The 25,082-nt window shown below is 36.9% G+C and carries 25 protein-coding genes; 18 read left to right on the top strand and 7 right to left on the bottom strand.

The features are described 5' to 3' along the window. Nucleotides 1-35: 35 nt before the first annotated feature. Nucleotides 36-1,424 (bottom strand): LVIVD repeat-containing protein, encoded by a 1,389-nt coding sequence (locus G3O09_RS03485; RefSeq protein WP_163100096.1) that lies wholly within the window; start codon nucleotides 1,422-1,424, stop codon nucleotides 36-38. A gap of 580 nt (nucleotides 1,425-2,004) precedes the next feature. On the opposite strand from G3O09_RS03485, the gene G3O09_RS22950 reads away from it, so the two are divergent. From G3O09_RS22950 to G3O09_RS22945, 3 genes are read left to right on the top strand one after another with little or no spacing between them, the layout of a single operon-like run. Beyond that, nucleotides 2,005-2,490, top strand: coding sequence for a cytochrome c oxidase assembly protein (locus G3O09_RS22950; protein ID WP_420850323.1), 486 nt, complete (start codon nucleotides 2,005-2,007; stop codon nucleotides 2,488-2,490). After that, entirely contained in the window at nucleotides 2,472-2,810 is a 339-nt protein-coding gene (locus G3O09_RS03475; RefSeq protein ID WP_163100094.1) for a hypothetical protein, read from the top strand. The genes G3O09_RS22950 and G3O09_RS03475 overlap by 19 nt, the downstream gene beginning before the upstream one ends. Before the next feature lie 42 nt (nucleotides 2,811-2,852). Next, complete coding sequence (locus G3O09_RS22945; protein ID WP_163100266.1) at nucleotides 2,853-2,897, top strand: erythromycin resistance leader peptide; 45 nt, start codon at nucleotides 2,853-2,855, stop codon at nucleotides 2,895-2,897. 290 nt (nucleotides 2,898-3,187) lie between these two features. Here G3O09_RS22945 and G3O09_RS03465 read toward each other — a convergent pair whose 3' ends face one another. Continuing rightward, complete coding sequence (locus G3O09_RS03465; RefSeq protein ID WP_163100093.1) at nucleotides 3,188-4,024, bottom strand: RMD1 family protein; 837 nt, start codon at nucleotides 4,022-4,024, stop codon at nucleotides 3,188-3,190. Nucleotides 4,025-4,238: 214 nt separating this feature from the next. Between G3O09_RS03465 and G3O09_RS03460 the strand changes: the two genes are divergently transcribed. Beyond that, entirely contained in the window at nucleotides 4,239-4,739 is a 501-nt protein-coding gene (locus G3O09_RS03460; RefSeq protein WP_163100092.1) for a DinB family protein, read from the top strand. A 313-nt stretch (nucleotides 4,740-5,052) separates the two neighbouring features. Next, the gene (locus tag G3O09_RS03455) at nucleotides 5,053-6,102 is read left to right on the top strand and encodes an LLM class flavin-dependent oxidoreductase (RefSeq protein ID WP_163100091.1); all 1,050 of its coding nucleotides are present in this window, start codon (nucleotides 5,053-5,055) and stop codon (nucleotides 6,100-6,102) included. A 49-nt stretch (nucleotides 6,103-6,151) separates the two neighbouring features. Here G3O09_RS03455 and G3O09_RS03450 read toward each other — a convergent pair whose 3' ends face one another. Then, nucleotides 6,152-6,334 (bottom strand): hypothetical protein, encoded by a 183-nt coding sequence (locus G3O09_RS03450; RefSeq protein WP_163100090.1) that lies wholly within the window; start codon nucleotides 6,332-6,334, stop codon nucleotides 6,152-6,154. A gap of 190 nt (nucleotides 6,335-6,524) precedes the next feature. Beyond that, nucleotides 6,525-9,701, bottom strand: coding sequence for a DEAD/DEAH box helicase (locus G3O09_RS03445; RefSeq protein ID WP_163100089.1), 3,177 nt, complete (start codon nucleotides 9,699-9,701; stop codon nucleotides 6,525-6,527). Nucleotides 9,702-9,996: 295 nt separating this feature from the next. Between G3O09_RS03445 and G3O09_RS03440 the strand changes: the two genes are divergently transcribed. After that, the gene (locus tag G3O09_RS03440; RefSeq protein ID WP_240338320.1) at nucleotides 9,997-10,593 is read left to right on the top strand and encodes a hypothetical protein; all 597 of its coding nucleotides are present in this window, start codon (nucleotides 9,997-9,999) and stop codon (nucleotides 10,591-10,593) included. Nucleotides 10,594-10,611: 18 nt separating this feature from the next. Continuing rightward, entirely contained in the window at nucleotides 10,612-11,220 is a 609-nt protein-coding gene (locus G3O09_RS03435; protein WP_163100087.1) for a hypothetical protein, read from the top strand. Between the two features lie 113 nt (nucleotides 11,221-11,333). Here the strand turns inward: G3O09_RS03435 and G3O09_RS03430 are convergent, their stop codons facing one another. Further along, the gene (locus G3O09_RS03430; RefSeq protein ID WP_163100086.1) at nucleotides 11,334-12,059 is read right to left on the bottom strand and encodes an ABC transporter permease; all 726 of its coding nucleotides are present in this window, start codon (nucleotides 12,057-12,059) and stop codon (nucleotides 11,334-11,336) included. 204 nt (nucleotides 12,060-12,263) lie between these two features. On the opposite strand from G3O09_RS03430, the gene G3O09_RS03425 reads away from it, so the two are divergent. Then, nucleotides 12,264-14,477 carry a heavy metal translocating P-type ATPase gene (locus tag G3O09_RS03425; RefSeq protein WP_163100085.1) on the top strand — a complete coding sequence of 738 codons (2,214 nt, stop codon included), beginning with the start codon at nucleotides 12,264-12,266 and terminating at the stop codon, nucleotides 14,475-14,477. A gap of 297 nt (nucleotides 14,478-14,774) precedes the next feature. Further along, entirely contained in the window at nucleotides 14,775-15,140 is a 366-nt protein-coding gene (locus tag G3O09_RS03420; protein ID WP_163100084.1) for a VOC family protein, read from the top strand. A 217-nt stretch (nucleotides 15,141-15,357) separates the two neighbouring features. Here the strand turns inward: G3O09_RS03420 and G3O09_RS03415 are convergent, their stop codons facing one another. Then, entirely contained in the window at nucleotides 15,358-15,858 is a 501-nt protein-coding gene (locus G3O09_RS03415; RefSeq protein ID WP_163100083.1) for a hypothetical protein, read from the bottom strand. Between the two features lie 99 nt (nucleotides 15,859-15,957). Here G3O09_RS03415 and G3O09_RS03410 point away from each other — a divergent pair, with 99 nt between their 5' ends. From G3O09_RS03410 to G3O09_RS03375, 8 genes are all read left to right on the top strand, one after another. Then, nucleotides 15,958-16,542: a vWA domain-containing protein gene (locus G3O09_RS03410; RefSeq protein WP_163100082.1), complete on the top strand. Its 585-nt coding sequence runs from the start codon at nucleotides 15,958-15,960 to the stop codon at nucleotides 16,540-16,542. A 508-nt stretch (nucleotides 16,543-17,050) separates the two neighbouring features. Next, nucleotides 17,051-17,308 carry a hypothetical protein gene (locus tag G3O09_RS03405; protein ID WP_163100081.1) on the top strand — a complete coding sequence of 86 codons (258 nt, stop codon included), beginning with the start codon at nucleotides 17,051-17,053 and terminating at the stop codon, nucleotides 17,306-17,308. Between the two features lie 214 nt (nucleotides 17,309-17,522). Then, nucleotides 17,523-19,088, top strand: a complete 1,566-nt coding sequence (locus G3O09_RS03400) for a catalase (protein WP_163100080.1) — start codon at nucleotides 17,523-17,525, stop codon at nucleotides 19,086-19,088. A 315-nt stretch (nucleotides 19,089-19,403) separates the two neighbouring features. Further along, nucleotides 19,404-19,889, top strand: coding sequence for a VOC family protein (locus tag G3O09_RS03395; RefSeq protein WP_205439597.1), 486 nt, complete (start codon nucleotides 19,404-19,406; stop codon nucleotides 19,887-19,889). Nucleotides 19,890-20,354: 465 nt separating this feature from the next. Further along, nucleotides 20,355-20,543 (top strand): DUF305 domain-containing protein, encoded by a 189-nt coding sequence (locus G3O09_RS03390; protein ID WP_163100079.1) that lies wholly within the window; start codon nucleotides 20,355-20,357, stop codon nucleotides 20,541-20,543. Nucleotides 20,544-20,555: 12 nt separating this feature from the next. Further along, entirely contained in the window at nucleotides 20,556-20,810 is a 255-nt protein-coding gene (locus G3O09_RS03385; protein ID WP_163100078.1) for a spore coat protein, read from the top strand. 381 nt (nucleotides 20,811-21,191) lie between these two features. Continuing rightward, nucleotides 21,192-22,553 carry a S8 family peptidase gene (locus tag G3O09_RS03380; RefSeq protein WP_163100077.1) on the top strand — a complete coding sequence of 454 codons (1,362 nt, stop codon included), beginning with the start codon at nucleotides 21,192-21,194 and terminating at the stop codon, nucleotides 22,551-22,553. Nucleotides 22,554-23,245: 692 nt separating this feature from the next. Next, nucleotides 23,246-23,734 (top strand): hypothetical protein, encoded by a 489-nt coding sequence (locus G3O09_RS03375; RefSeq protein ID WP_163100076.1) that lies wholly within the window; start codon nucleotides 23,246-23,248, stop codon nucleotides 23,732-23,734. 39 nt (nucleotides 23,735-23,773) lie between these two features. Here the strand turns inward: G3O09_RS03375 and G3O09_RS03370 are convergent, their stop codons facing one another. Next, entirely contained in the window at nucleotides 23,774-24,208 is a 435-nt protein-coding gene (locus G3O09_RS03370; protein WP_163100075.1) for a YuzC family spore coat inner layer protein, read from the bottom strand. Nucleotides 24,209-24,566: 358 nt separating this feature from the next. On the opposite strand from G3O09_RS03370, the gene G3O09_RS03365 reads away from it, so the two are divergent. Further along, the gene (locus G3O09_RS03365) at nucleotides 24,567-24,935 is read left to right on the top strand and encodes a helix-turn-helix domain-containing protein (protein ID WP_163100074.1); all 369 of its coding nucleotides are present in this window, start codon (nucleotides 24,567-24,569) and stop codon (nucleotides 24,933-24,935) included. The last annotated feature ends 147 nt before the right edge of the window (nucleotides 24,936-25,082 follow it).

Below are 25,082 nucleotides of genomic sequence, written 5' to 3'. Positions count from 1 at the left end.
AGGAACCTATACCAAGATTCCTGACCTTTTTGTGTTTAATCTTCTAATTTGTAGTTTTCAATATTGGAACTGCTGCCAGTCTTTTGCAACACCTTCAATCCCGTGCCCATGTCAGATGCTAAAACATAGTTACGATCGACGAATACACCCCAGATGTTTGATTTGCTTGGGATATAAACACCAGTTTCAACTGGTTTTGAAGGGTTTGTGATATCGACAGTTCGAACTCCTCCAGAGTAGTGGGATAGATAAAGCGTATTGCCTTGGACTTTAGGGTCATGGACTGTTGCTCCACTAGGGATTTTTTCTGTGAAATCAGTTTTGAATGTGCTTAGAAGCTTAGGATTGGTTTTGTCTTTAATATCGTAAATCATCGTATAGCCATAAGCGGATTCAAAGCCTTCACGAACAGGCCCGAATACTTCTCTTGTTTCAATTAGGACATTACCGCCTTTTGCAAGCGTTGAAGAGTGGGCTGCTCCTTGTACAGTATCAGCAAAATCAGTTCTGCCAAGGTATTTCGGATTCTTAGCATCACTGATATCCAGGATGATGGTTCCAAGATCCCAATAGGAGAGGTAGGCAGTTGTACCGTTTCCATCCGTCTTGACACTGTGAGCGAACGCAGAACGCTTGATGCCTTTTTCATCCGTCCAGTTGTAACCATCATAATTTTCATTCGTTACATCTTTGATATAATTACGTGGATTGAATTCATAGATTGTTTGTGGGTTTGCAGGGTTTGTAACGTCAACAAAGGAAACATCCATTTTCTTACCATGAGAATAGTAGTCTGCATAGCAATCAGCCGTCAAGACATATACATTGTTCCCTTGAACCGTTAAATAAAGTTCATGGGTTCCACGAGCACCAGAAGTGGATTCCCAGAATCCTAACTGCTTCGGTTTATAAGGGTTTGTAACGTCATATAAAACAAATCCTCCTTTAGTATTGGGATTTGTTCGATCTAGCTTTTGAACACTGACTACCGCAAGATCGCCTTTAAAATTTTCCGTATTTACTGATTTAACGATGACTTTTTCCTGCCATGTACCTTCAATTTGAGCAAAAGCGGACACTTCAACTGGGTTAGAAGGGTCCTTCATATCGAATACCCGTACACCACCGGCACCACCATTTTTACTATGTGTCCCTAAATAAGCAAATCCTTTATGAGCGTAAACATCACCAGTCGAGTTTTGGATTCCTTGACGTAATTCTTTAAGCGGAACTGCGGCCACTTCTTTAAGGTTCCCTACATTTTTACTGGCTTCAAGAAGGGGTACTGACAATTCAACTCCCGCTAGATTTTCGCCTTTTTCTGCTCCGCCACCTATCTCATCATGTGCGAAAGCTAAAGAGGGGATAGCCGAGATAGTAAGTGCTCCTGCTAAGACAGTATGTACCAAAAGTTTCTTTTTCATTGATCATCCTCCTAAAATTTATAGGACTTTAAAAGTCTTATAGAGGAATTTTACAGAAAATTATGTCAATTACATATCCGTCAAAATTCTCCTATTTGCTAATATTTACTAGTTATTTTAATGAGCCCTTTTGACTCTAGTTTCGACAAAAACTAATAGAATGTACTTATTTCCAATAATTTTCTAAACATGAAATAATTCCTATTATTCTTATCCAATTCTTAATAAATCAGGCACTACCAGATTACTGGAATAATAGAGCCTATCATACAATTCCCTATGCCAGTAATAGATAACAACAAAAACAAACATATCTAAATGAAGGAAATAGAATTTCTATCAGTTTAGGATTTTGGAGGAAACTTATTAATCGGTTTTCGTTAAGTTACTGTTTCTAAAGACAGTAAAAATAGGATAGATTTTTTTGAAGAAAAGCTGGTTCTTGTGAACACTTTTACACCAACAGAGGAATTTAGTGGGGAAGTCTTTGAAGCAGATGGGTTTAGTGTGATAAATCTATAAAACCATCATAAGAATATACAATGGATTTCATATATAGGGGAGGGTTTCCGTGGAATCTATGTTAGCTCTTCAAAGTGGGTGGAATACTCCTTTGTTAGTATTCATTGCTTGCTTAGGAGTTTTATATTTCATATTGATTAAGGATCATTCGTTTCCCCGTAGGCACGCACTCCTTTTTTATCTCGGGTTAATTTTGACATCGATAGTCTTTGGTAGTCCAATCTATATCCTCGGCCATTTATCCTTCAGTTTGCATATGCTTCAAATGAGCATTTTATATTTTGTTATTCCGCCGATGCTACTACTCGGAATCCCAACACTATTGATCCAAAAGGTGCAGATATCTCGAACCCGCTCGTATTTTCATTCTCCCACTACAGCTCTTGTCCTGTTTTCTGGTCTGTTCTTGATTTATCATTTGCCACTTACTTTAACTTTCTTTTCTATAAATCCACTCTTTCATGAATTATTCCGTATTGTTTTATTGCTCTCTCCTTTAATATGTGGTGGCCACTTGCAGGAATTGTGCTCAGTCAAAAGATAGATAAGGAGGTTGAGAGAAGATATGCATTAAAGAGTAGCATACTACTAATGCCAGCCTGTTTAATTTTAATTTTCATGGCTATCATGGGTCAGGTGAAGAATCCTTTTTTTACTGAGTTGATTCATCAATTATGTATTCCTGCTGGATTATCTCCAAATGAATTACTTCCATTCAATCCGTTTCTTGACCAATTATCCTCAGGCATCCTTATGCTTCTTATTCATAAGCTAGCAATGATGCTGACAATGAGATTAAGATCCCATTTAAGGATTCAGAGTGTGAAAGAGATGGATGTTTACCATTTTAAAGACGTAAAATAGAAGATAAACAGTATTTTATTATTTTGGGAGTATTATTAAAAAATGACACATGGTATGAGACTTCGTTTCCCAATTCTGAACCAGTAAGTTTAATCTCAAAGATGAACAATAGCTCAAGCTAATAATAGAGGGATCATTATTAAGATTTTTGTTGAGGTTGTTCATAAATTATATCAGCGAATTTTTGGGTATATCAGCGGAATATAAATTATAACAGCGAAATGATGTTTATATCATCGAAAAATAAAATATATCAGCGAATAAATGGATTTAATAGCGAATTAAATCGGTGTCATGATTCCTTTACCAAATTAATAGAAAAGGCACCTCAGCTAAAACAGAAGGGTGCTTTTTTTGTTCTCTTATTCTATTTATTATCACGGAATCCATCCTACAATTTCCAATATCGTTAGGATGATTTCAAACAGAATCAAAATTACAATGATCCATTCAACAAAAAGCCCCCGGATGGAATGGCTGATGGTCGAGAAGCCCTCCATGATGTTATACAGTATATCTGTTTTGCTTTTCAAAATTATATATCGATCATTCAACTCAAAAAACTCGCTCATTTTGTCATAAAATTCTCCGGCTGTACTACTCGTCCAGGTAACGTCAGGTTTGTCGAGAATCATAATGTATGCAAGCGTGTTATATTCGTGGCGTACGATTTTTGCAGTCGTTCTTGCCAGCTCCTTGTTCCCGATTCTAAGATTTCCTTTTTCGAGACGATCGATCATGGTTTCGAGTTTGTCGTGGATTTTTCCGAGCTGTTCTTCGGTTTTCTCGAGGGCAACCGATTTAGCGAGGACCATGGAGATTAATTCTGGATAGATGCTTTCAAATTCAGGCACAACCACATGTTCGTCTGTTAACTGGATAGTTTCGGATTCGTTAATGTGAAGGCTGTAATCATCGGTATATTTGTGGGTGTTCTTCAAATCAATATCCGGTTCAAAGGAATGAATGAATTTTAAAAAGCGCCTAATCTCATAGGAATGAGAATAGTTTATGAAGACTATGCTACCAAACGAAAAAACCAAGACCATTTGTGACTCGACAACATCCTGCTTTAAGATGGTTTTTAGAATATCACCTTTCAGGATCAAAGGCTGTTCCCAGGTGAATTTCTTGGGTATGCCAGCATGGATGGCAATTTTATTTAAATCAATTTCATTCGTGATGGCAAATGCTTTAAAGGTAATGGCCTTCATTTTCATCACTCATTTCAGAGAATTAGATCCTATAACATATTAGGCTTGTTTACTCATAGTGCTTATTTATGAATATGCTGTCTCACTTCATCCTAATACAGGTAAAAGGATCCATGGCTCTGACAATAGTACATTTGATAAATTTTGTCATTTGGACCAATAATGCTAAACTTAAACACGTCAATACTAATTAAAAAATATTGGAGGAATACATATGTACACAACTATTCAAGAATTCATTAACGATTGGAATCAAGAAGCTGCATCAACCCAAAAAGTTTTGGATGCTTTGACAGACGAATCTCTTGCTCAAAAGGTATCGCCTGAGGATCGTACTTTAGCACAAATTGCATGGCATATTGTAACAAGTACACCTGAAATGCTGATTGAATTTGGTATTACTGTTAAAGCAGTTGAAGACTCGACTACCATTCCATCAGCTAGAGAAATTGCTGAAACTTTTCGAAGAGTCAGCGCAGAAACGAGTGAAGCTGTGCAGCAACAGTGGACGGACTCATCCCTACAAGAAATGAAAAATGTGTTTGGAATGGATATGCCGAAAAAGGTAACACTTAACCTGCTTATCAAGCATATCATTCATCATCGTGGGCAAATGACAGTCTTGATGCGCCAAGCAGGGCTGAAGGTTCCGGGAGTATATGGTCCTTCAAGGGAAGAATGGAGTCAAATGGGCATGGAGGCTCCAATTTTATAGAAGGAAGTGACCAATCGAATGATCGATAGGTTTTTTTGAAATTTATGTGTAAAAAATTGCAATTTAAACCCATAAATGGTAATAGTTATAATAACCAATTGTAACAACACACGAAAAAACCGTACCTTCCCATGGGTGCGGTTCTTTCGTTTAATTGCTGTACTTATTGGCCTTTCTTGATTTCTGAGTAAAAAGTTATCTGAGACCATAGACGAATTAAGATACTTGAAATTAGGAGACTAAAGCCCCACAATAAAACTAATGTTTTTTTAAATCTTTTACATAGTAGTGAAGTGAAGTGGGAGGAGTACAAATGGAAATTGGAGTGAGCACATTTGTAGAAACAACACCGGACGTCAATACCGGTGAAGTGATAAGTCATGCACAGCGTTTACGGGAAGTGGTAGAGGAAATTATACTTGCTGATGAGGTAGGATTGGATGTATTTGGTGTGGGTGAGCATCATCGCCAGGACTTTGCAGCTTCTTCTCCAGCCATGGTATTGGCCGCTGCTGCCCCCCAGACGAAGCGAATTCGGTTGACTAGTGCAGTCACAGTCCTATCGTCTGCCGATCCGGTAAGGGTATTTCAGGATTTTGCTACACTTGATGGGATCTCAAATGGTAGAGCAGAGATTATGGCAGGTCGCGGATCATTTATCGAATCCTTTCCACTATTCGGAAATGATTTAAAGGATTATGACGAGTTGTTCGATGAAAAACTGGACCTGTTGTTAAAGATACGTGAATCAGAGAAAGTGACCTGGCAAGGGAAGCATCGGCCAGCGATAAACAATCGAGGTGTATATCCACGTCCGGTTCAGGATCCATTACCTGTGTGGATTGGTAGTGGTGGGAATACGCAATCGGTCATTCGGGCTGGAGTGTTGGGTCTGCCGCTAGTTCTTGCCATTATTGGAGGGAGCCCCATTCAATTTGCGCCGCTTGTACAACTTTATAAAAAAGTTGCTGCCCAGGCAGGGCATGATGTATCGAAGCTTCCGGTAGCATCGCATTCACATGGCTTCGTTGCGGAGGATACTGAGACAGCAGCTGATAAGTTTTTCCCTCCTACCCAGCAGGTCATGAACGTTCTAGGACGGGAGCGTGGTTGGGGACATTACGACCGTACCAGCTTCGATGCTGCACGTAGCTTTGATGGAGCCTTGTATGTAGGTGATTCAGAAACTGTGGCCAAGAAGATTATCCACCTTCGCAAAAACGTGGGTATTACCCGCTTTATGCTGCATGTACCAGTCGGCTCGATGCCTCATGAAGATGTGATGAAAGCAATTGAACTGTTGGGTACACAAGTTGCACCCATCGTACGTGAGGAAATCGCACGATGGGAAGAAACGATCTAAAAGAAATGGCACTATCCAAATAGGGGATAGTGCCATTCTTTTATGACGGTTAAATAAGGACCTTTTTTTCTCTTTCGATTTCCAAAGCTGAAACAATATAGGCAAAGCCATTCATTAAGAAATAAATGACATTTGATTGAACACGTTCTGTTTCACCTAGGTACGTATTGAAAATAATAAACACAGAATATAAAACAACAAAAAATAAGGCAATTTTATTAAAAATGGTCATTCCATCAGCTCCTTCAAATAGAATTCCTCTTGTTATCATATTTTCGATAAGCAAGGTTTATGCAAGCTATAAAAGGCAAAGTAGGGACCTCTCTAATCATATTCCTTGAAAATGTTGTTGGATAAGTGAGTTCATTTAGTAAGAAAAAATGAATCAGGCCACTCAGAAAAGAGCTTTGTCGTCTTGCAATTTATAGCATCAAAATCTCCCGGATATCCTCTTCAGTCAAAGTACTCGAAATCTTCTCACCAGGATCAATGATTTCTTCCACGAGATGCCTCTTTTTCTCTTGCAAATCATTCATCTTCTCTTCAATCGTTCCTCGAGAGACGAGCTTGATGACTTGTACCGTATTGGTCTGACCGAAGCGATGGGCACGGTCTGTTGCTTGCTCTTCCACTGCTGGATTCCACCATATGTCATATAGCACGACTGTATCTGCACCCGTAAGGTTCAATCCAGTACCTCCAGCCTTTAAGGAGATGAGGAATAAATCACGCTCGCCCTCGTTAAATCGAGTGCAAAGTTCAACACGTTCCTCTGAAGGGGTTTGACCATCGAGGTAGAAATGAGTTAAGCCTTGCTCGTTTAATTCCTTTCCGATCAGAGCCAGCATTTTAGTAAACTGGGAGAAAATCAGTACTCTTTTACCTGAAAGCCTTGATTCCTCGATAATCTGAATAAGATGTTCAAATTTTGCTGAGCTTCCTTTATAACCTTCGACAAATAGTCCCGGGTGACAACAAATTTGTCTTAATCTCGTGATACCTGCAAGTATTTTTATCCGATTCTTCTGAAGTGTATCTTTATCTAGATGCTTCAAAGTGTCATGGCGAAGTTTTGCCAAGTAGGCGGCATAAAGCTTCTTTTGATCTGGTAGCAATTCTACTGTTTCCACTGACTCGATTTTTTCAGGTAGCTCTCTGAGCACGTCCTCTTTTAATCTACGAAGCAGGAATGGCCTGATTCTACGGGCAACTTTCTCCCTTGTGAGAAGACTGAATTCCTTTAAACCTAAGAAAAGGTCAGGGAAAACGACGTAAAAAATGGACCATAGTTCCTCTATGGAATTTTCTATTGGTGTACCAGTTAGGGCGAAGCGATGGTCTGCTTGAATCCTTTTCACGGCCCGAGCCGTTTGGGTCAAAGGGTTTTTAAAAGCTTGCGCTTCATCATAAAACACGGTGTGAAAGACTTGTTGTTCAAACCAATGGATGTCCCTGCGTAACAGGGGATATGAGGTAATCAACACATCTATATTGTGAACTTCCTTTTGAAGCTTGAGCCTTTCCTCCTTAGAACCATCCACCACAATAGCCTGTATATCTGGAGCGAATTTCATGAGTTCATTCAGCCAGTTATAGGTTAAAGAGGCTGGACACACAATTAAAACGGGCTGTTTCCTTTTTCGAATAGTAGGAATCTCCGAGACTATGAAGGTAATGCTCTGAATGGTTTTTCCAAGTCCCATGTCATCTGCTAAAATGCCACCGAATCCAAATCCTGCCAAGGCTTTCAACCATTTGTAGCCTCGAACTTGATAGTCTCGTAATATCCCCGCTAGATTGCCTGGCACATCGTATGCCAACTGATCTGGATTTGAAAAACTTTCTAAAAATCCGCGAAACGATTCTTCGAAATGGAAGGTATGCTCGCTATCAACGGTATCGAGAAGCTGAATTCCCTTGACAAAGGGGACATTCAAGCCATTTTCCAAGTCCTCATGTTGGACCGGAACACCATGAAGGAAGCGTTGAATTTCCTCAAATTCTTTCGTCTCTAACGACAGTAACGATCCGTCCTGTAAACGAAAATATTTTCGTTTTTCTTCTAATGCTACAAGGAGTTCCCTGATCTGCTTGTCGGGAATTCCGTCCATCTCAAACTTGAATTCAAGCCAATTGGTTCTTTCTTTATTCACCTTCACCCGAATTTTTGGAGGTGCATTTTCCCTGAAAATCCGATTTCTCACGGCAGAAGTAGCATAAATTTGAACAAGCTTTTGCAGTTTCGGAAGGGTATGATACAGGAATTCGTATTCCAATTCTTCATTATGCAAAAAATAGCCGCCATCTGTCTTAGCAAACAAGCTGTCTTCCATTAACTGCAGAATTTCAACTTCTTTTTCCTCATCTCTTAGGATGAGGCTTCTTGAAGGTTGGTCCCGATCTTCCAATGGATGGATTACCAAATTCTCATATTGAAACTCTAATCCAGCAAGCAACCGATTTTTGACTCGATCTAAATAAAGCTTTGCCTTTAAAGGAGTCTTATTGAACCTCCTAGTGATAGATTCTGCAATCTGGACATGACCCAGTTTTTTTAAACCAGGGATCACTTTTTTTAAGAATAATTCAACTTGCTCTACAGGTATTGGAATTTGGTCGGTCCGTGAGGCCTTCAGCATCCGCTTTAATTCAAAGAGCCGTTCACAGTCCTCACGTTCAACTGAGTATAATTTTCCTTTATATAAAACCACACCATAATTGGGGAATACGATTGCTGAATCTAGTCCTTTAACCCTTAAATGGTACTCTGTATCATTTGTTTCTCTAATTTCAATCATAAGGGGGAGCAATTGATCTGAAAAATGAAATGGATTATTGGTATTTTCAGCATACTTTAGCTTTACCATTGGTGATGTTGTAAGAAGAGATGCAAGACGGTCCCATGAAGATGGCGGGATAAGGAGGAGGTGAGGGAAGGATTCGGTAGAATTAACCTCCTCATACATCCTTTCATCTTTGAATATCTTTATTAGGTGTTGAATCAATTCATCTGTATCTGTATGAAAGCAGTGTTGGCTCGGATCGTATGTAAAAGTTGAAGAAAGGGTGTAGGGTATTCCTTTTTTGACATGTTCAAGAAACATACGAATATTTGTTATTTTGTCTGACCCCACCACTAGTTCCACACCGAAAAGCGTATCTGCATATTCAACAGTTATGGGCTGTACGATAATCTCTACATTAAGGATTTGCCTGTTTTCAAAGTGAAGCTGATGTCCGCTAGATCGTTTCGGCTTTTCATTGAAAAGAGCTAACAGACCTGCTGTTATCTCTGGCTGGGTTGAAAGTCTGCTTTGCTGTTGCTTTTCGTAAATGGACAGAAGAACAGCTGCAATATGCTGGCAATCCTTTTCATAGGAAGCCAGTTTAGGACAGGTGCATGCTGAAACAAACCCTTCATCGACTGACTTTACAATTGAAACTTGGAAATCCTCTGCTCCAGAGACCGTTGCTCTGCAACCATCTGAATTGAATTCCTGAAATACTACTTTATTAGCACGATAAAAAGAGTCTCCTCTTTTGAAGGAGACGGTTCCACACTTATCTTGAATGATTTTATGGTTTAATTTGATATTCAAATGTCTTCTCCTTCCAAGGAATCTCTTATGAATAGTTCTCATTATAAAGATTTGTGCCTTATTAGGAAAGCTCTAAGGTTTTGTAGGAGGAAAATGGAAAAATTTGTAGAATGATATATTAGCTTAGAAAAGATTGCGTCAAATAATCGAGCTTGAAAAAGAAAGGAGATGTAGGGTTATCAAAAAGTTGTTTTTCAGATTAATAGTTCTTATTGCATCTCTATTGTTAGTAACATCATGTAGAAGTGTTATAGGTGGTTGTCCTGATGCAGAGATTGAATGGGTGGATATGTTGATGATCAATGATATCAAGTATCAACATCATTTTCCAGATGCAATGGATGAAGCGGTGAGTCCCACTATTGTTAAGGGGAAGGAGCTTGGAAGCGTAACCTATAAGATGGCTGATAATGCCTGTAGCAATCATCGGATGAAAAATGGAGATGCTGCGTACTTAGAAAAAGGAACCAAAGTTTATGAAATAATAGGATATCCGACTTCTTTAATAGTGTCTGCAAATGAAAAGGTCTATGTAGTAGATCAAAATAAAAAGGCAAAAACTGTAGGCGACCTTTATCCAATGGCTGATTTAGTGAAAAATATCCATATCGAAAGCACGGAAGATGGAAGTCGATTGTACACTTTTTCTTCTTCATCAAAGGATACATTCTTAGAAGAATGGCAGGATTTGAAACTAGAAGATCAAGATAGGCTAAATAAACGTGGTGCATTCGAAGGAGAACGAGTTTTTCTAGAGATTGAACTGAACAATGGTATTTCTTTTAGAGAGCTTTATTGGTCAGATACAAATACATTTAACCTTGGAGCGAAGGGGAATAGCGTAATAAAAGAGATTATTCATACTGAGCTATCTAAGATTAGTAATCAATAGATTTAAAGGAGGTTAAGTATGAAACGGGCGCCGCTTGAACGTCCAACGGATTATTATGATGAAAATCTAAAATCCTTGGATGATGAGTTATGTTCACTATTAAAAAAACGCAAGGATTTGTCCAACAATAATCCTGGATTCCCGCCCTCAGAATACATATCGAATTGGGCAAAGAAGTATGGTTTCTATGAGGACTTTTTACATTCATTTTTCAGCTCCTTAAGAATGGAAGAGCATTTTAGACCTCGAGTTGAACCAGAGGGATACAGGAGGCAAATACCCTTCTTTCAGTCCTTTGAACAGGATGAATATTTATATTCGGTTACTGTAATCCAACAGTACCAAAATGCGAGTGTAGTCAATTTCCATGTGGATTGGGATGGAACCAAGGATTCTCCGGAAAATCGAAGAAAGCATCGCTCTTTTGAATTATTTTTAGGAGATGATTACGATTGTCGTAACGGTAATGGGAGAGGTTCAAATGGGCACTTCAGCCATACTTTTATTGTTTCGCCACCACTACCCGATGACCTTTCAGAAATTGAATTCGTTTTTAAAGAATATACCACTCCATTAAATGAGCATCCTACTGGCTTAGAAATGGTATTTAGTGCACGTTCGAAGTAATCTCATCATTATGAAAAAGTGCGGTTCTTTTATAAAAGAATCGTTTTTTTTATTAATTTGAATAGGGAAAAAATAGTCGAAATAACAAAAAAGGCACTATCAAGATGTGCCCCTCACTCTGCTATAGTTTTATAATCGTTAATATAAAACTTTCGGATATATAATTGACAGACCAATATAGAAGAAAGAAAATCTACTACTAGTAGTGTAAAGCTTATGAATATTTGATACTTTACGGACTCAAATGGATTGGCACCGGCTAAAATCATCCCTGTCATTGTCCCGGGCATCTGTACCAAACCAATCGTTTTTAGAGTTTGGATTTGTCTGATCATGGAGATTTTGTTTGCATTTTTAACGTGCTCATGTAAACTCTTGTGTGGCATTTCTGCTAAGTCTTTTTTTAAGCTTGTTATGACTATCGAAGCACTAACCATCGCTCCTCCAGTAAACATTCCTCCGATTGGAATCATGTACCTAGCTTCCATGGGTATGACCTTACAGACAATCCAAAATAGAAGCAATACACCTACCGTTATGGTCGTACTACAAAATGTAATAAGGAATAGTACCTTTTTATGATCTGTTTTTTCACCGTATACCACATTCCCACTCGCTATTATTATCATGAGCAAAATATAGCAGATGATTAATAGGATGCTTTTTAGCGAGAATATGTATGTGACCAACAAACCTAATAGCAATAATTGAAAAAACCCTCGAATAGAGGAGAATATCAAATCCTTTTCTAGACCAAGTTTCATTTGGTGTGAAATAAGCGCCAAAAACATGACAAAAAACAAAATAGAAACCAGAGCTCCATTTTCAATATGCTGCATGTGTTCACTCCTTTTTTCTTTCATTTATTATATTAATAGAATGGTAGTTTTTTGACTAATTTTGTTTTTAAGAACAGAAAAAACATCAAGGGGATTTACCTCTACTACTACAATAGATTATTCCTATTCTCCTAACAAATTTGTTATATCTCTTTCATTTCATTAATAGAATGAAGCAAAACAAATAAAGTGGTGAGAATGATCATGGAAGAGACAAACTATTTACAGATTAGTGGAATGCATTGTGCTGCATGTGCGGTAAGAATAGAAAAGTCCGTTTCAAGAATAGAAGGAGTGAGCACCGTTTCTGTTAGTCTAGCTACAGAAAAAGGGCGTGTTACCTTTAATAAAGAGAAAACACAATTATCAGATATCATCCAAAAAATACAAAAGATAGGGTTTGGAGCGAAAGAAATCCCAGATACCTCTCAGTTAAGTGAGGATCGGCATAATGAAATGAAGGATTTGCAATGGAAATTTTTCATTTCCTCTTTACTTACTTTTCCTTTGGCATGGGCGATGGTTGCTCATTTTAAATGGTTCTCTTTTATATATGTACCAGAACTATTCTTAAACCCATGGTTCCAATTGGCGCTCACCATACCGATTCAATTTTTGATAGGATTACCATTTTATGAGGGGGCTTGGAATGCCCTAAAAAATAAAAGCGCAAACATGGATGTGCTAGTAGTTTTAAGTACTTCTGCTGCGTTTTTTTATAGTCACTACCTTACCTTTGAATCACTTCATTCTCAAAACCAAACCCATCCAATCGGTTTGTTCTATGAAACTAGTGCTTTCATCGTTACATTTATTCTATTAGGTAAATTACTGGAAGCAAAAACAAAACTAAAAACAACAGAGGCAATTCAGAAACTCTATCAATTACAAACTAAGACTGCGATATTGTATCAAAATGGAAAAGAAATAGAAATATCTGTTGGTGAAGTTTCGCCAGGGGATATTATTGTCGTTAAACCGTGGGGAAAAGTACCTCTAGATGGACAAGTCATCCATGGCTACTCCATGATTGATGAATCGATGTTAACCGGGGAGAGCGTACCCGTTGAAAAACAAACGGGGCATTTTGTTTATGCAGGGACCGTCAATCAAGATGGTAAATTAACGTTTAAAGTAACAAAAAAGGATTCGGAAACGACCTTATCTCAAATCATTCGTATTGTAGAGGAAGCCCAGGCATCAAAGGCACCTATGCAATATATTGCCGATAAAGTAACAGAGGTTTTTGTACCCATTGTCATTTTCATTGCTTTGGTCACTTTTACAGCTTGGTATTTTCTTTTTCAACCAGGTGATTTTTATGAAGCGTTGGAGAAACTGATAACCGTATTGATTATTGCTTGTCCATGTGCATTAGGTCTAGCTACTCCTACGTCTGTCATGGTAGGTAGTGGACGAGCTGCCCAAAAAGGGATTCTTTTTAAGGAAGGAAAATACCTAGAATTACTTGGGAAAAATACCATGGTGGCCATAGATAAAACAGGGACCCTTACAAAAGGTGAACCGATCGTAACAGATCTATATGTAGAGAAGAATTATAGTGAAAATGCATTTTTAGAGCTGGTCGGTGCAGTCGAAAGTGCTTCCGATCATCCTGTTGGAAAAGCCATTAATAAAATGGTTAATGAAAAACTCTTATATCTCCCAAATGCTGCCCAAGTTAGTTCAATGCCTGGATATGGAGTAAAAGGCTTTATCCATGGGAAAAAAGTGGTGATTGCGAATCCAAGATATTTTCTGAAAAATAATGAATCCATCCCCGCACATGCAGCCAAAAAAGTTTCTGAGTTTGAACAGCAAGGTAAAACCGTCATGCTAGCATTTATTGATTCACGCTTTTCGGGGATTATTGCTGTAGCAGATGAAATAAAAACCACTTCAAAGGATGCTGTATGTCGATTGAAACAGATGGGGATAGATGTGATCATGCTTACAGGTGATAATCAAACTATTGCCATGACAGTAGCTGAAAGTATAGGAATTAAAAGATATCGGGCAGAGATTTTGCCACAGGAAAAGGCAGAAATTATCCAAGAATTACAAAAGGAAGGTCATAAAGTCATTATGGTTGGCGATGGGATCAATGATGCACCAGCATTGACAGTCGCAGATGTCGGAATTGCTATCGGTACCGGTTCTGATGTGGCCATAGAGTCTGGAGACATAACCATCATGACTGGGGATATCAATCGAGTAGTGGATGCCATGATGATTAGTAAAAAAACCATTACAAATATTAAGCAAAATTTCCTTTGGGCATTTCTATATAACATTATTATGGTCCCATTAGCAATGCTAGGAATGCTGGCCCCGTGGATAGCTGGACTTGCTATGGCATTCAGCTCCGTGTCAGTTGTACTGAACTCTTTGCGACTAAAGAGGGTGAAGATTCATTGATCGGAGTCTGGTTTGAAAATGGATAAGTTAAATTAATTTATGAAAGATAGGAAAAGTAACGTTTGGTTATTTTTCCTATCTTTTTTCTAACGTCTATAATATATCAATTCTATAACGAACATCCCCAGCCTCTGACTCTTCTATTAAATAATGCTAGTATGGAATACATTTTAATTATTTTATCTCCTTTTAGTAAAGGCACTATTCTAATATAATGTTGCTATAAAAAATGGAAAATAGTAGTATATATTTATGCGGAACGTTTGTTCTTGTTTTATAACAAAAGGAGATGATTATATGTTTAAGAAGTTAGAGTGTGTTTGTATTCATACAAATGATATTGAGAAATCCACTGCTTTTTATACATCAATGGGTTTGGCGGAAAATTGGAAGATAGAAAGAAACTTGGAAAGTGGAAATACATGGATATTAATAGGTTTAAAATTCCCTCAAAAAGATAGTTCTGAACTTGTGCTAAGTAATCATCCTGAAAACAATTTCACAGAAGTTGAAATTGTTGTTGAAGATGTCCGTCAAGCACACGCCCAATTAAGCAAAAACGAAGAAATCCAATGGATTAGGACTCCCTTTGCAACAGAATCTGGGCATATTGCTGTAATGGAAGCCCCTGATGGGAATGTGTTTGTATTAGTTGGAAAGTAAATGAAAACTTGTCCAACATTGATTTTTTTTCGTCCTTGATAAGATTCAACGCTGAATTTTTTCCATTTTTCTTATTATCCGTGTCAAGCACCACTAGAGAACCGATTTCTTTTTCTGGTGCCTGACATGTATTTACGAATGATTGAATCGAGTATTCAAGTTTCTTAATCAAAACCGTCAATATTCGTTCTATTGGAAAACTGTTTTATTTCCTCTTTTATTTCACTCCACTTAAAGTCTTCATACTATAATAATCAAGCATCTGATTAACATGATCAATATCATAGATTTTTTTCTCTAGGCAAAATTGAATAATTAAATCCGTAGTATCACTGTCTGACAAGGAATAACCGGCTGAAATCAGGAGTTTGTCGGTTTCTTTTTTTGATAACTCAAGTGCCAGTGCAAGGGCAAGAATGGTAGTTTTTCTTGGATGGTAGTCTGGTTTTGATCGGATTTTTGAAAAGAGCTTTCTGTCAATTCCCGCTTTCTTATATACCTCAGGGTCATTCACCCCAATTTCATCAATGTAGTTAAACAATACTGTTTGAAAAGTTGGCTGTCGGTGACTATTGATAAAGTCATCAATTTCACTTTCTTGCAAATCTTCAATAATGTCCTCATATTTCTCGACTGAACTATATAAAATCAAATCTTCAGTAATTAAGTATTTATCAATATACTCCTGCAATTCCATAAGCAGCTTTTGATCAAGCATGCATTGTCAACCTCCCTTAAATGTCGCTTTAGAGGCGACCAACTTACGAAATTTCTTAGCTATTATTATATCATCCTAATTAAAGAGAGGCTGAAATGTATGAGTAAGAATTCTACAGAAATTATATTCCTTTTGGACAGAAGCGGTTCTATGGCTGGTCTTGAAAGTGATACGATTGGTGGTTTTAATGCTTTCATTAAAAGGCAATGCCAGCTTGAAGGAGAAACCAATCTTACAACGGTTCTTTTTGATGATCATTATGAAGTGCTTTGGAATGGAATTGATGCAAACCAGGCAAGGCTTACAGAAGAGGAATACTACGTTAGAGGGTGTACAGCGCTATTGGATGCTGTAGGAAAGTCCATATTGCAAGTTGGGCATAGATTATCTATGACGAATATTGAAAATAGGCCTGGCAAGGTGATTTTTGTAATCACAACAGACGGAATGGAAAATGCTAGTCGTGAATTCACTTATAGAAAAGTAAAAGAACTCATTAAACATCAACAAGAGAAATACAATTGGGAATTTATTTTCATGGGAGCAAACATTGATGCAGCAGAAGAAGCAGACAGTATAGGAATAGCTAAAGAAAACGCATATAGTTTTGAAGCATCAGATACAGGAGTTGAGCGTATGTATAACGTGATTTGTGATGCAGTGACCGAAAAAAGAGCAGAGTAATACTTTGTAAACTCTACCATTACATGGACTTCTTCATTGAAGAAGTTATAATGAAAACTAAAAGGTAAAGTAGGAGATAAAAATGGATAATTCCATCCAATCCTATTTCGAAAATATAAGTTCAATAGATAAGAAGATTCATTATGAAATCTATAATAATATTATGTAAACTACAACAAAAACGGTAGATTAGGCTTACGACGTTTGGGACCAATTGGAATCTCAATTAATGGACCTTGATAATCAGCGAGATCTAGCTCAGCGCAGTTTCTGTGTAATTTGGCAATCAGCTATCCAGAGAAAAGGATTCTAGTTGATTTTACAGCTGTTTAAGATGTGACATATGATTTATTTGAAGAAAAAGAAGAAGTTAAATATAAAATGAAGTATGCGGGAGATTGGAAGGGTGTATAATAGTAGTTTCAGATACCTCCTGGTATTTATCTAGTTGGAAGCATAGACAGTAGGCAATAAAAATCCAAGTAATAGGGATATAAAGGAGACAATAGTGTTTATCTATAAGTTGATTGAAACGGAATACAATTTTGAAAGTGATATTGGTAGTTATAGTAGCGATAGTAAATATTTATATCATGAAAAATTATTTTCAGATGTAGAATTTTCACAACTATGCAAATTAGCTCTGAATGAATTGACAGTCGAAAAGAGAACACATTCAAAGGAACATGTGGCTGAAAAATTGATTACTCAATTTGGGTTTAAACTATTTGTTTCAGCAGCAAGTTATGAATTTGAATTAGTATAAATAAGAATTTCGAGTTGTCCAATACGCTGCTTTAATCAAATTATTGGATTTAATATGGAACTTAAATACGTATTACTAAATCTTCTTCACTAATAAGTGAAGGAGGTTTTTTTGTAGGATAGGATAGTTTTTATTTCCAATAATTAAATATATTACAGGAATATACCATTCCTATACGGGCATAATTTTATTGTCATAAATAAGGAGGGTATAAATGAAGGAGAATCAAGGTAATTCAGAGCTATCGGATCTTACTTTAACCAATCAACAAGGTCATCCAGTCACAGATAATCAGAATGTTAGAACGGTCGGAAATAGAGGGCCTATGACATTAGAAAATTATGATTTCCTTGAAAAGATTAGTCATTTTGATCGGGAACGCATTCCTGAGCGGGTTGTTCATGCACGTGGAGCTGGTGCACATGGGTATTTTGAATCGTATGGAACTGTGAACGGAGAACCAATCTCAAAATATACACGAGCAAAAGTCTTTACAGAAACCGGAAAGCATACTCCTGTTTTTGTTCGTTTTTCAACAGTGGTTCACGGGACACATTCGCCAGAAACTTTGCGTGATCCAAGAGGGTTTGCGGTGAAATTTTATACCGAGGCAGGAAACTGGGACCTAGTTGGAAATAATTTAAAAATCTTTTTTATTCGTGATCCTTTGAAATTCCCTGATATGGTACATTCATTTAAGCCTGACCCTGTAACAAACTTATCTGATATGGAGCGTATGTTCGATTTTTTGTGCCAAACACCAGAGTCAATGCACATGATTACCTTTTTATTTTCACCTTGGGGAATTCCAGCGAACTATCGCCAAATGCAAGGGTCAGGTGTACATACTTACAAATGGGTAAACGAAGAAGGTAAGGCCATTCTAGTTAAATATCACTGGGAGCCTATACAAGGAATCAAAAACCTTACGCAACAAGAAGCAGATAAAATTCAAGGAACGAATTTCAATCATGCCACCCAAGATTTATACGAAGCGATCGAAAAGGGCAATTATCCAGAATGGGAGCTCTATGTGCAAATCATGGAGGATGGTGAGCATCCAGAATTAGACTTTGATCCATTAGATCCAACCAAGCTATGGTATAAAGAAGATTTTAAGTGGCATAAAGTTGGAAAAATGGTATTGAATAAAAATCCTGAAAATTACTTTGCAGAAGTAGAGCAAGTAGCCTTTGGAACTGGTGTCCTTGTGGATGGGTTGGATTTTTCGGATGATAAATTACTTCTAGGTAGAACCTATTCATATTCAGATACACAGCGTTATCGAGTTGGTACCAATTATCTTCAATTACCTATAAACAAGCCTAAAACTCATGTTGCTACTAACCAAGAAGGTGGTCAAATGGATTATAGGACTGACTATGGTAGACAACAAAATCCACATGTGAACTATGAACCTTCGCTTATTGGAGGACTAAAGGAAGCAAAAAATCCAGGAAAAGAACATGAACCGTACGTCGAAGGAAATGTGAAAAGGGAAAAAATCTCCCGTGAAAATAATTTTGGTCAAGCGGGTGAGACCTTCAGAAGATTCAACGATTGGAAACGGGATGAATTGATAACAAACCTGACTGGTGCCCTATCCGGTTGTCGAAAAGAAATTCAAGACCGCATCATCGACATGCTTATACAATGCGATAGTGAGTATGGAAATCGGGCTATGGAAGGTCTAAAAGCGGCAAACAATAATCGAGATGCAAAAATGGATGAAGCAGTTAAAGAAGCTCAGGAAATGGGACATCCTTCTGATCCATATTAATGTAATGAGGCAAACCTAGATTTTTTCATGGTTTGCCTCTTTTTATTTATGTAGAAATTAACAAAACTTGTTCTAATGAAAACGTTCTATTTAAAAGAAATAGTGTAGTAATGCTAGTCTATGACTGAATCCAGCTTTATAATGAATGATACTGGTTTTTTAACTATATAGTAGATGAAAATGATTCAAGAATTATTGATGTACATATTTAATGCATATTAAAATATTGTAAAAACCAGTTTAATTCAAAATTATACTTGCAATAATGTAAGGGAAACTAAATAACAAAATTTTACGATTGGAAGATTATCTAAAATGACAATATCATTGCAAAAAATAACTCCATGCCTATGGTTCGATCATCAAGCTGAAGAAGCAGCGAACTTCTATACTTCCATATTTAATAATTCAAAAGTGTTAAACATTACTCGTCTTAGTGAAGGTGGGCGCGGACCAGTTGGTAATGTAATGACGGTGGCTTTTGAATTAGAGGGTCAATCATTCACAGCGTTAAACGGTGGACCTCACTTTACTTTTTCACCCGCCATATCGTTTGCGGTATCTTGCGAGACGCAGGAAGAAGTCGATGTACTCTGGGAAAGACTTTCTGAAAATGGAGTGATAGAACAATGCGGTTGGCTTAGAGACCAATTTGGAGTGTCATGGCAAATCATCCCAACAGTCTTAATGGAGATGTTGAATGATTCAGATTCAACAAAATCCCTAAGAGTCATGCAAGCAGTTCTTCAAATGAAAAAACTTGATATTGGTCAATTAAAGGAAGCTTTCAATAATAAATAAGACTATGACTACACATAGAGTATCGTGAGAAGACCCCTCGGCCAATGACTGAAGGGTCTTCTCTTTTTTTTCAGGTTAAATGATTTTATGTTCCTGAAGAAACAGTTTTGCAAATTTCAAGTGAACAATAAAATCATTATTTGAAGGATAAATGGATTTTTGGGTTGATAACGATGGACAAAAATGGATAAAATCGCAAATTCGTTAAAAAGTGCACGATAAATTTTAAAAAGTGCCTGGTAAAATATCCGAAAGTGCAGGGTATTTAATGGGGAGTGAATGATAATAAAATCAAGGTGATTGATAAAAAAATGGGATCCAAGTGGTCCGGTAAATCTAAATCCATTTAATTAATGAATGGGGCTTTTTGTTTTTTTACTTTAACACTTTTGTGCTCATAAAAGAATAATTTTACAGTATTTTGGAATATTAAGGTTGTATTTCGTTCGAAAGGAGAAATCAGTCATGAATCATTCATTAACAGAATTGGAAGTAGAAAACCTGCGTCATATTATAGGTGGACATGGCACAATTGTGAAAAAATTAGAGACCTATGCAGAGCAATGTACAGATCCAGAATTAAAATCCATGCTACAAAGAGATGCCCAATCAGCAAGGCAATCTCAACAACAGCTATTAACATTTTTGGGTTAAGGAGGAATCATAATGTTACAGGATAAAGATATGGTCAATGATTACTTAGCAGGACTCAATGCAAGCCTAACTGGCTATGCAGGCTACATTAACGAATCGAACAACACTGAGCTTAGACAAACCTTAATCCAATTAAGAAACCAAGATGAAGCTCGACAAAGGTCGCTTTACAACTATGCCGTACAAAAAGGCTACTATAAGCCTGCGGCTCCTGCATCCCCAGAAGTTGTTCAACAACTTAAGTCTCAGTTAACTTCAAATCAGTAAAATGATATTGCTTTAAAAAGGCCACCATTCGATTAATGAATGTTGGTTTTTTTGTTTCCACTCATTAAAGAAGATTGAAATTTAGCATATGTCCGAAATTCTCTATAGAGTCAGTGTGATGAAAAATCCTTTGATAATATAAGAATTAATGAGATTGAAGTGTCGGCACTATGTAGATTGGTGCCTTTTGAGCTGCAATCAACTGTCTAGTTTTACAGAGCATTTATGTAAAAGAATTTTAATAGAGTCAATGAACGGATTTCTACGATTTCTACTAACTCTATGTAATTATTCATTTTTTGAAGGACAAACACCCTTTCCTTTTTATGAAAACTTCATATTCTACTAATGAAGTTCATATTTTTGAAAGGGGGAAAAAAGGTGTTTGGATTTTCAATGATTCAAATGATTAGGCAGCATGCGAATAAACTTGATCGTCCGCTTCGAGAGCAACTAATGAATGTATATAAACCGTTCCGTTGGACCCCATGCTTTATGCATAAAAGCTTAGAGAGATTTGTAAAGCTAACGAAACGGTTTAATGTGGTGGTGGAATTTAAAAATAGTAAGTGCCATTCTCTGGGGATGAATAGTGTGTATAATATTGCTGGAAAACACGTAATGTGTAAATTGAAGAATGAATATCGGAGTGTCTCGTGTTGTAGTGCGGAATTAACTCCAAATGCCATCGAAAATTTACTAGTGTCATGCCCTCACATTAAGAGGATTCACTTAGATAGAGAAGTTAAAGCATTATTAAATGTTGCGACACCAACAGCAAAAGCAGTTAATCTTGAAAAAAACGGTACCACTTTAACTGGAATAGGGATTACCATTGCAGTAATAGATACAGGTATCCATCCACATCAAGACTTGGAAGGTAGAATAAAAGGGTTTAAAGATTTTATTAACAATAGAGAGCAAGCGTATGATGACAATGGACACGGGACTCATTGTGCAGGAGATGCTGTTGGAAACGGATCCTTATCAGATAGAAAGTATGTTGCACCAGCACCTAACGCCAATGTGATCGGTGTAAAGGTTTTAGATAAAATGGGGTCAGGTTCGCTATCAACTGTTATGGATGGAGTTCAATGGTGCATTGATTATAATAGCGGCAAACTTTATGAAGAAAAAATTCATGTAATATCGATGTCTTTAGGATCTGGGGCACAATTATATTATGATGAAAATCAGCAACCATGTGAAAATTGCGATCCGATGGTAAGTATTGTTGAAGCCGCATGGGATAGTGGAATCGTAGTGTGTGTGGCTGCAGGTAACGAAGGCGATGATAGTGGAACCATTGCTAGTCCAGGAATTAGCGATAAAGTTATAACTGTTGGAGCGATGGATGATAAAAATACCATAGAACCTAGAACAGACGATGTAATTGCAAATTTTTCAAGCAGAGGAAAGACCATTTACGGAGTAGACAAGCCAGATATCGTTGCTCCTGGGGTTAATATCATCTCATTACGCTCACCGAATTCCTATTTGGACAAGTTTCAAAAAAGTAATAGAGTAGATACTAATTATTTTGTTTTGTCGGGAACCTCGATGGCTACACCAATTTGTGCTGGAGTTGTTGCATTAATCCTTGAAGCCAATCCACGTATGCTGCCAGATGTTGTTAAAGAAGGACTAATGAGTGGAGCTGATCCATGGGGAGTGAATCCGGGAACAGAATTGAACCGGAACACGTATGGGGCTGGCTATATAAATGCAGAGCGTTCCATTTAACGTATGGACAAGCAAAAAATGATACTACGCGAAGTTTGATAGTAATTGTCAAATCGTAGAAGGGCGGATTCATGGACTGAATTTGCCTTTTTGTATTTTTAAATGTAGTGTCCTATCAAATTCCCATTAATTAAGGAAATTTTTAGTCAAGTAGGGACGAATATGAAGTGCCTTGGAGTAAAAGAGTGTAGATGATTCATGAATATAGTTCACGCATATTTTGAATTTCGATAAAGTTTTTACAATTCAAGTTCGAAAAAACAGGAAATTTGTTGATAAATATGGCAGGATATTCCTTCATTTTGATAGTACAATTTAATCTATAGATTCCACATTAATGCAAAATAAACATAGATCAATTCCTGTATGAAAGAGGGGGGAAATGGCTAATTTAGATTTATTCAATTAGAGAAAACGTTCTACCAATATCAAATAGTGAGATTCCTAGAAATGAGCTAAACTTTCATTTGTATTACCTTTTCTTCAGCATATGTTAAGACTACGGGAGATTTTTGGGACCATCTTACAAAAAGCCTCTCAATCTCAAAAAATTGTTTAATATACTATCAAATAGGGTAGTGATTCAACAATAGTAAAATAATCGAATAAAATCCCTATAATTTATGAAACCAATTACACTTCCAAAACGTCTATATTAGTAGCAATTATTATTTATTTAGGAGGCTTCACAAATGAAAAAAGCCTTGTTACCATTTCTTATTACTCTATTAATTATTCCAGTCACTTTAGTTGCAACCGCTACAGGCAAGGACAGCATTGTTGAAGAGAAAACTGCATTTATAAATATTATTTCAAATGAAGATGGTACCTACGCAGAAGTTGATGAAATCGAATGGTATGAAGGCGAACAAGCTAATCTTGAAGCGGAAAAAGATGGAGATTGTTATGAAGAAGACGGAAAATGTGTCGTGCCAGATGGATATTACATCCGGAATACCAATGATGAAATACAGGATCTTTCATTTGATTCCAATACTTCTGTGCTCATGCAAACCTTCCAAATTGAAAAAACTAATGAAGTTAACTGGGACCAGGAAATTTCATTTGATGAATTCTTAAAGGAATGGAACAATTCAAGGGAACGTTATCAAAATATCCCGTTTCATTTAGTGATAGAAGATGGGAAGATTATATCCATTACGGAACAATATATTCCGTAAACATGCAAATCCTAACCAGGTAAGGTTAGGATTTTTTCGTTACCAACGTAATGCGATAACCAGTGTACAACAATCACCATCATTATCTCCATTATGCAATTTAATATTTATTCCATCAGGACTAAATGTAACTTTGTGCTTGATTGTTATACCGGTTGATAAAATCAACTGATCTACTTTCTTTTGGTCTGATTTTTGTGCTGATTCCATGAGGTCACGTGCGAACTTATCCGAACTAATAATCTTCTTGACGATTAAATCCGTTTGTCTAATCAATTTTTGAAATATTTGTGCGGATTTATGCAACTCCTGTGTATCAATTGGTGGATACATTTCTGGAGTTCTGATTTCATGCCCATGTTGATAATACGAATTATAATGAACTGGTACAAAGTTAGGGGGTACCAGATTTGATGACGGATAATAGTAGGCCGGGGATACATATGGATTATATGGATAAGGATGATAATACAAAAAGAAATCCTCCTCTCTTTATGGTGAATTCCACCATATATTCTATGACGAGTACCTATTGGTGTTACCGAACGATTAAAGGAAAAAGACAACCTTGTAGATTCCAAAAACAATATTGAAAATGAAGATACGAGATGTGTTGATTTTTCAGATAAACCTTTTTATTTTATTGCTAAGTTAAAGCTGATTGATGTACTGGCAATATATTGATTGGAGCGGGAATCAACAGGGTAAATTAAAAAGAAAGGTAGAATGGAAATCAAAAATGTACTTATATTGCATTCCTACACTTCCTCTTATACAATGATTGAAATAAGAATGTTTATTTGACAGTTAATATTGGGGAGGAGCTTTACCCATGAGGATAGGAATAACTGATGAAAGAAAAGCTCTGTTTTTTATGTTAGGCCAAGAATTAGATGCTAAAGCATGTAAGATCTTGATTTTAATGATAGGAATGTCTGATAGTGAAACAGGAATGATTAATACATCTCTATCAGACCTACATAAGAAGACCAAAATGGCTGTGACTACAATTAGAAGAGCTTTAGATAATTTAAAAGATGCAGGTGTGCTAGAAGTCTCCCATAATCCGGGTGTTGAGAGTGAATACAGGCTCAAATTAGCAGGAGCAATACAGGATCGCGCCAATAAGATGGTAGAGGAGTACAGTCAGCCAATAATGAGCAAGCAATTCCTTGAAATAGCAAAAGAGTTTAGAGATTAAAGCAAGTCAAAATAAGCAATAAAAAAGAGTCTTAGCCACGATGCTAGACTCTTTTTTATTGGTATTTATTCCCAGTATACAAGTATGAGCAAAATAATTATAGTAATAAAGGCGAGACGGAGCAAAATTAACAGGGTGATTAAAAAT

The sequence above is a fragment of the Peribacillus alkalitolerans genome, assembly GCF_010882125.1.
GTDB classification, from domain to species: domain Bacteria; phylum Bacillota; class Bacilli; order Bacillales; family DSM-1321; genus Bacillus_BN; species Bacillus_BN alkalitolerans.
The sequence above is the reverse complement of the archived record's forward strand: the minus strand, read 5'-3'. Positions and strand labels throughout refer to the sequence as shown.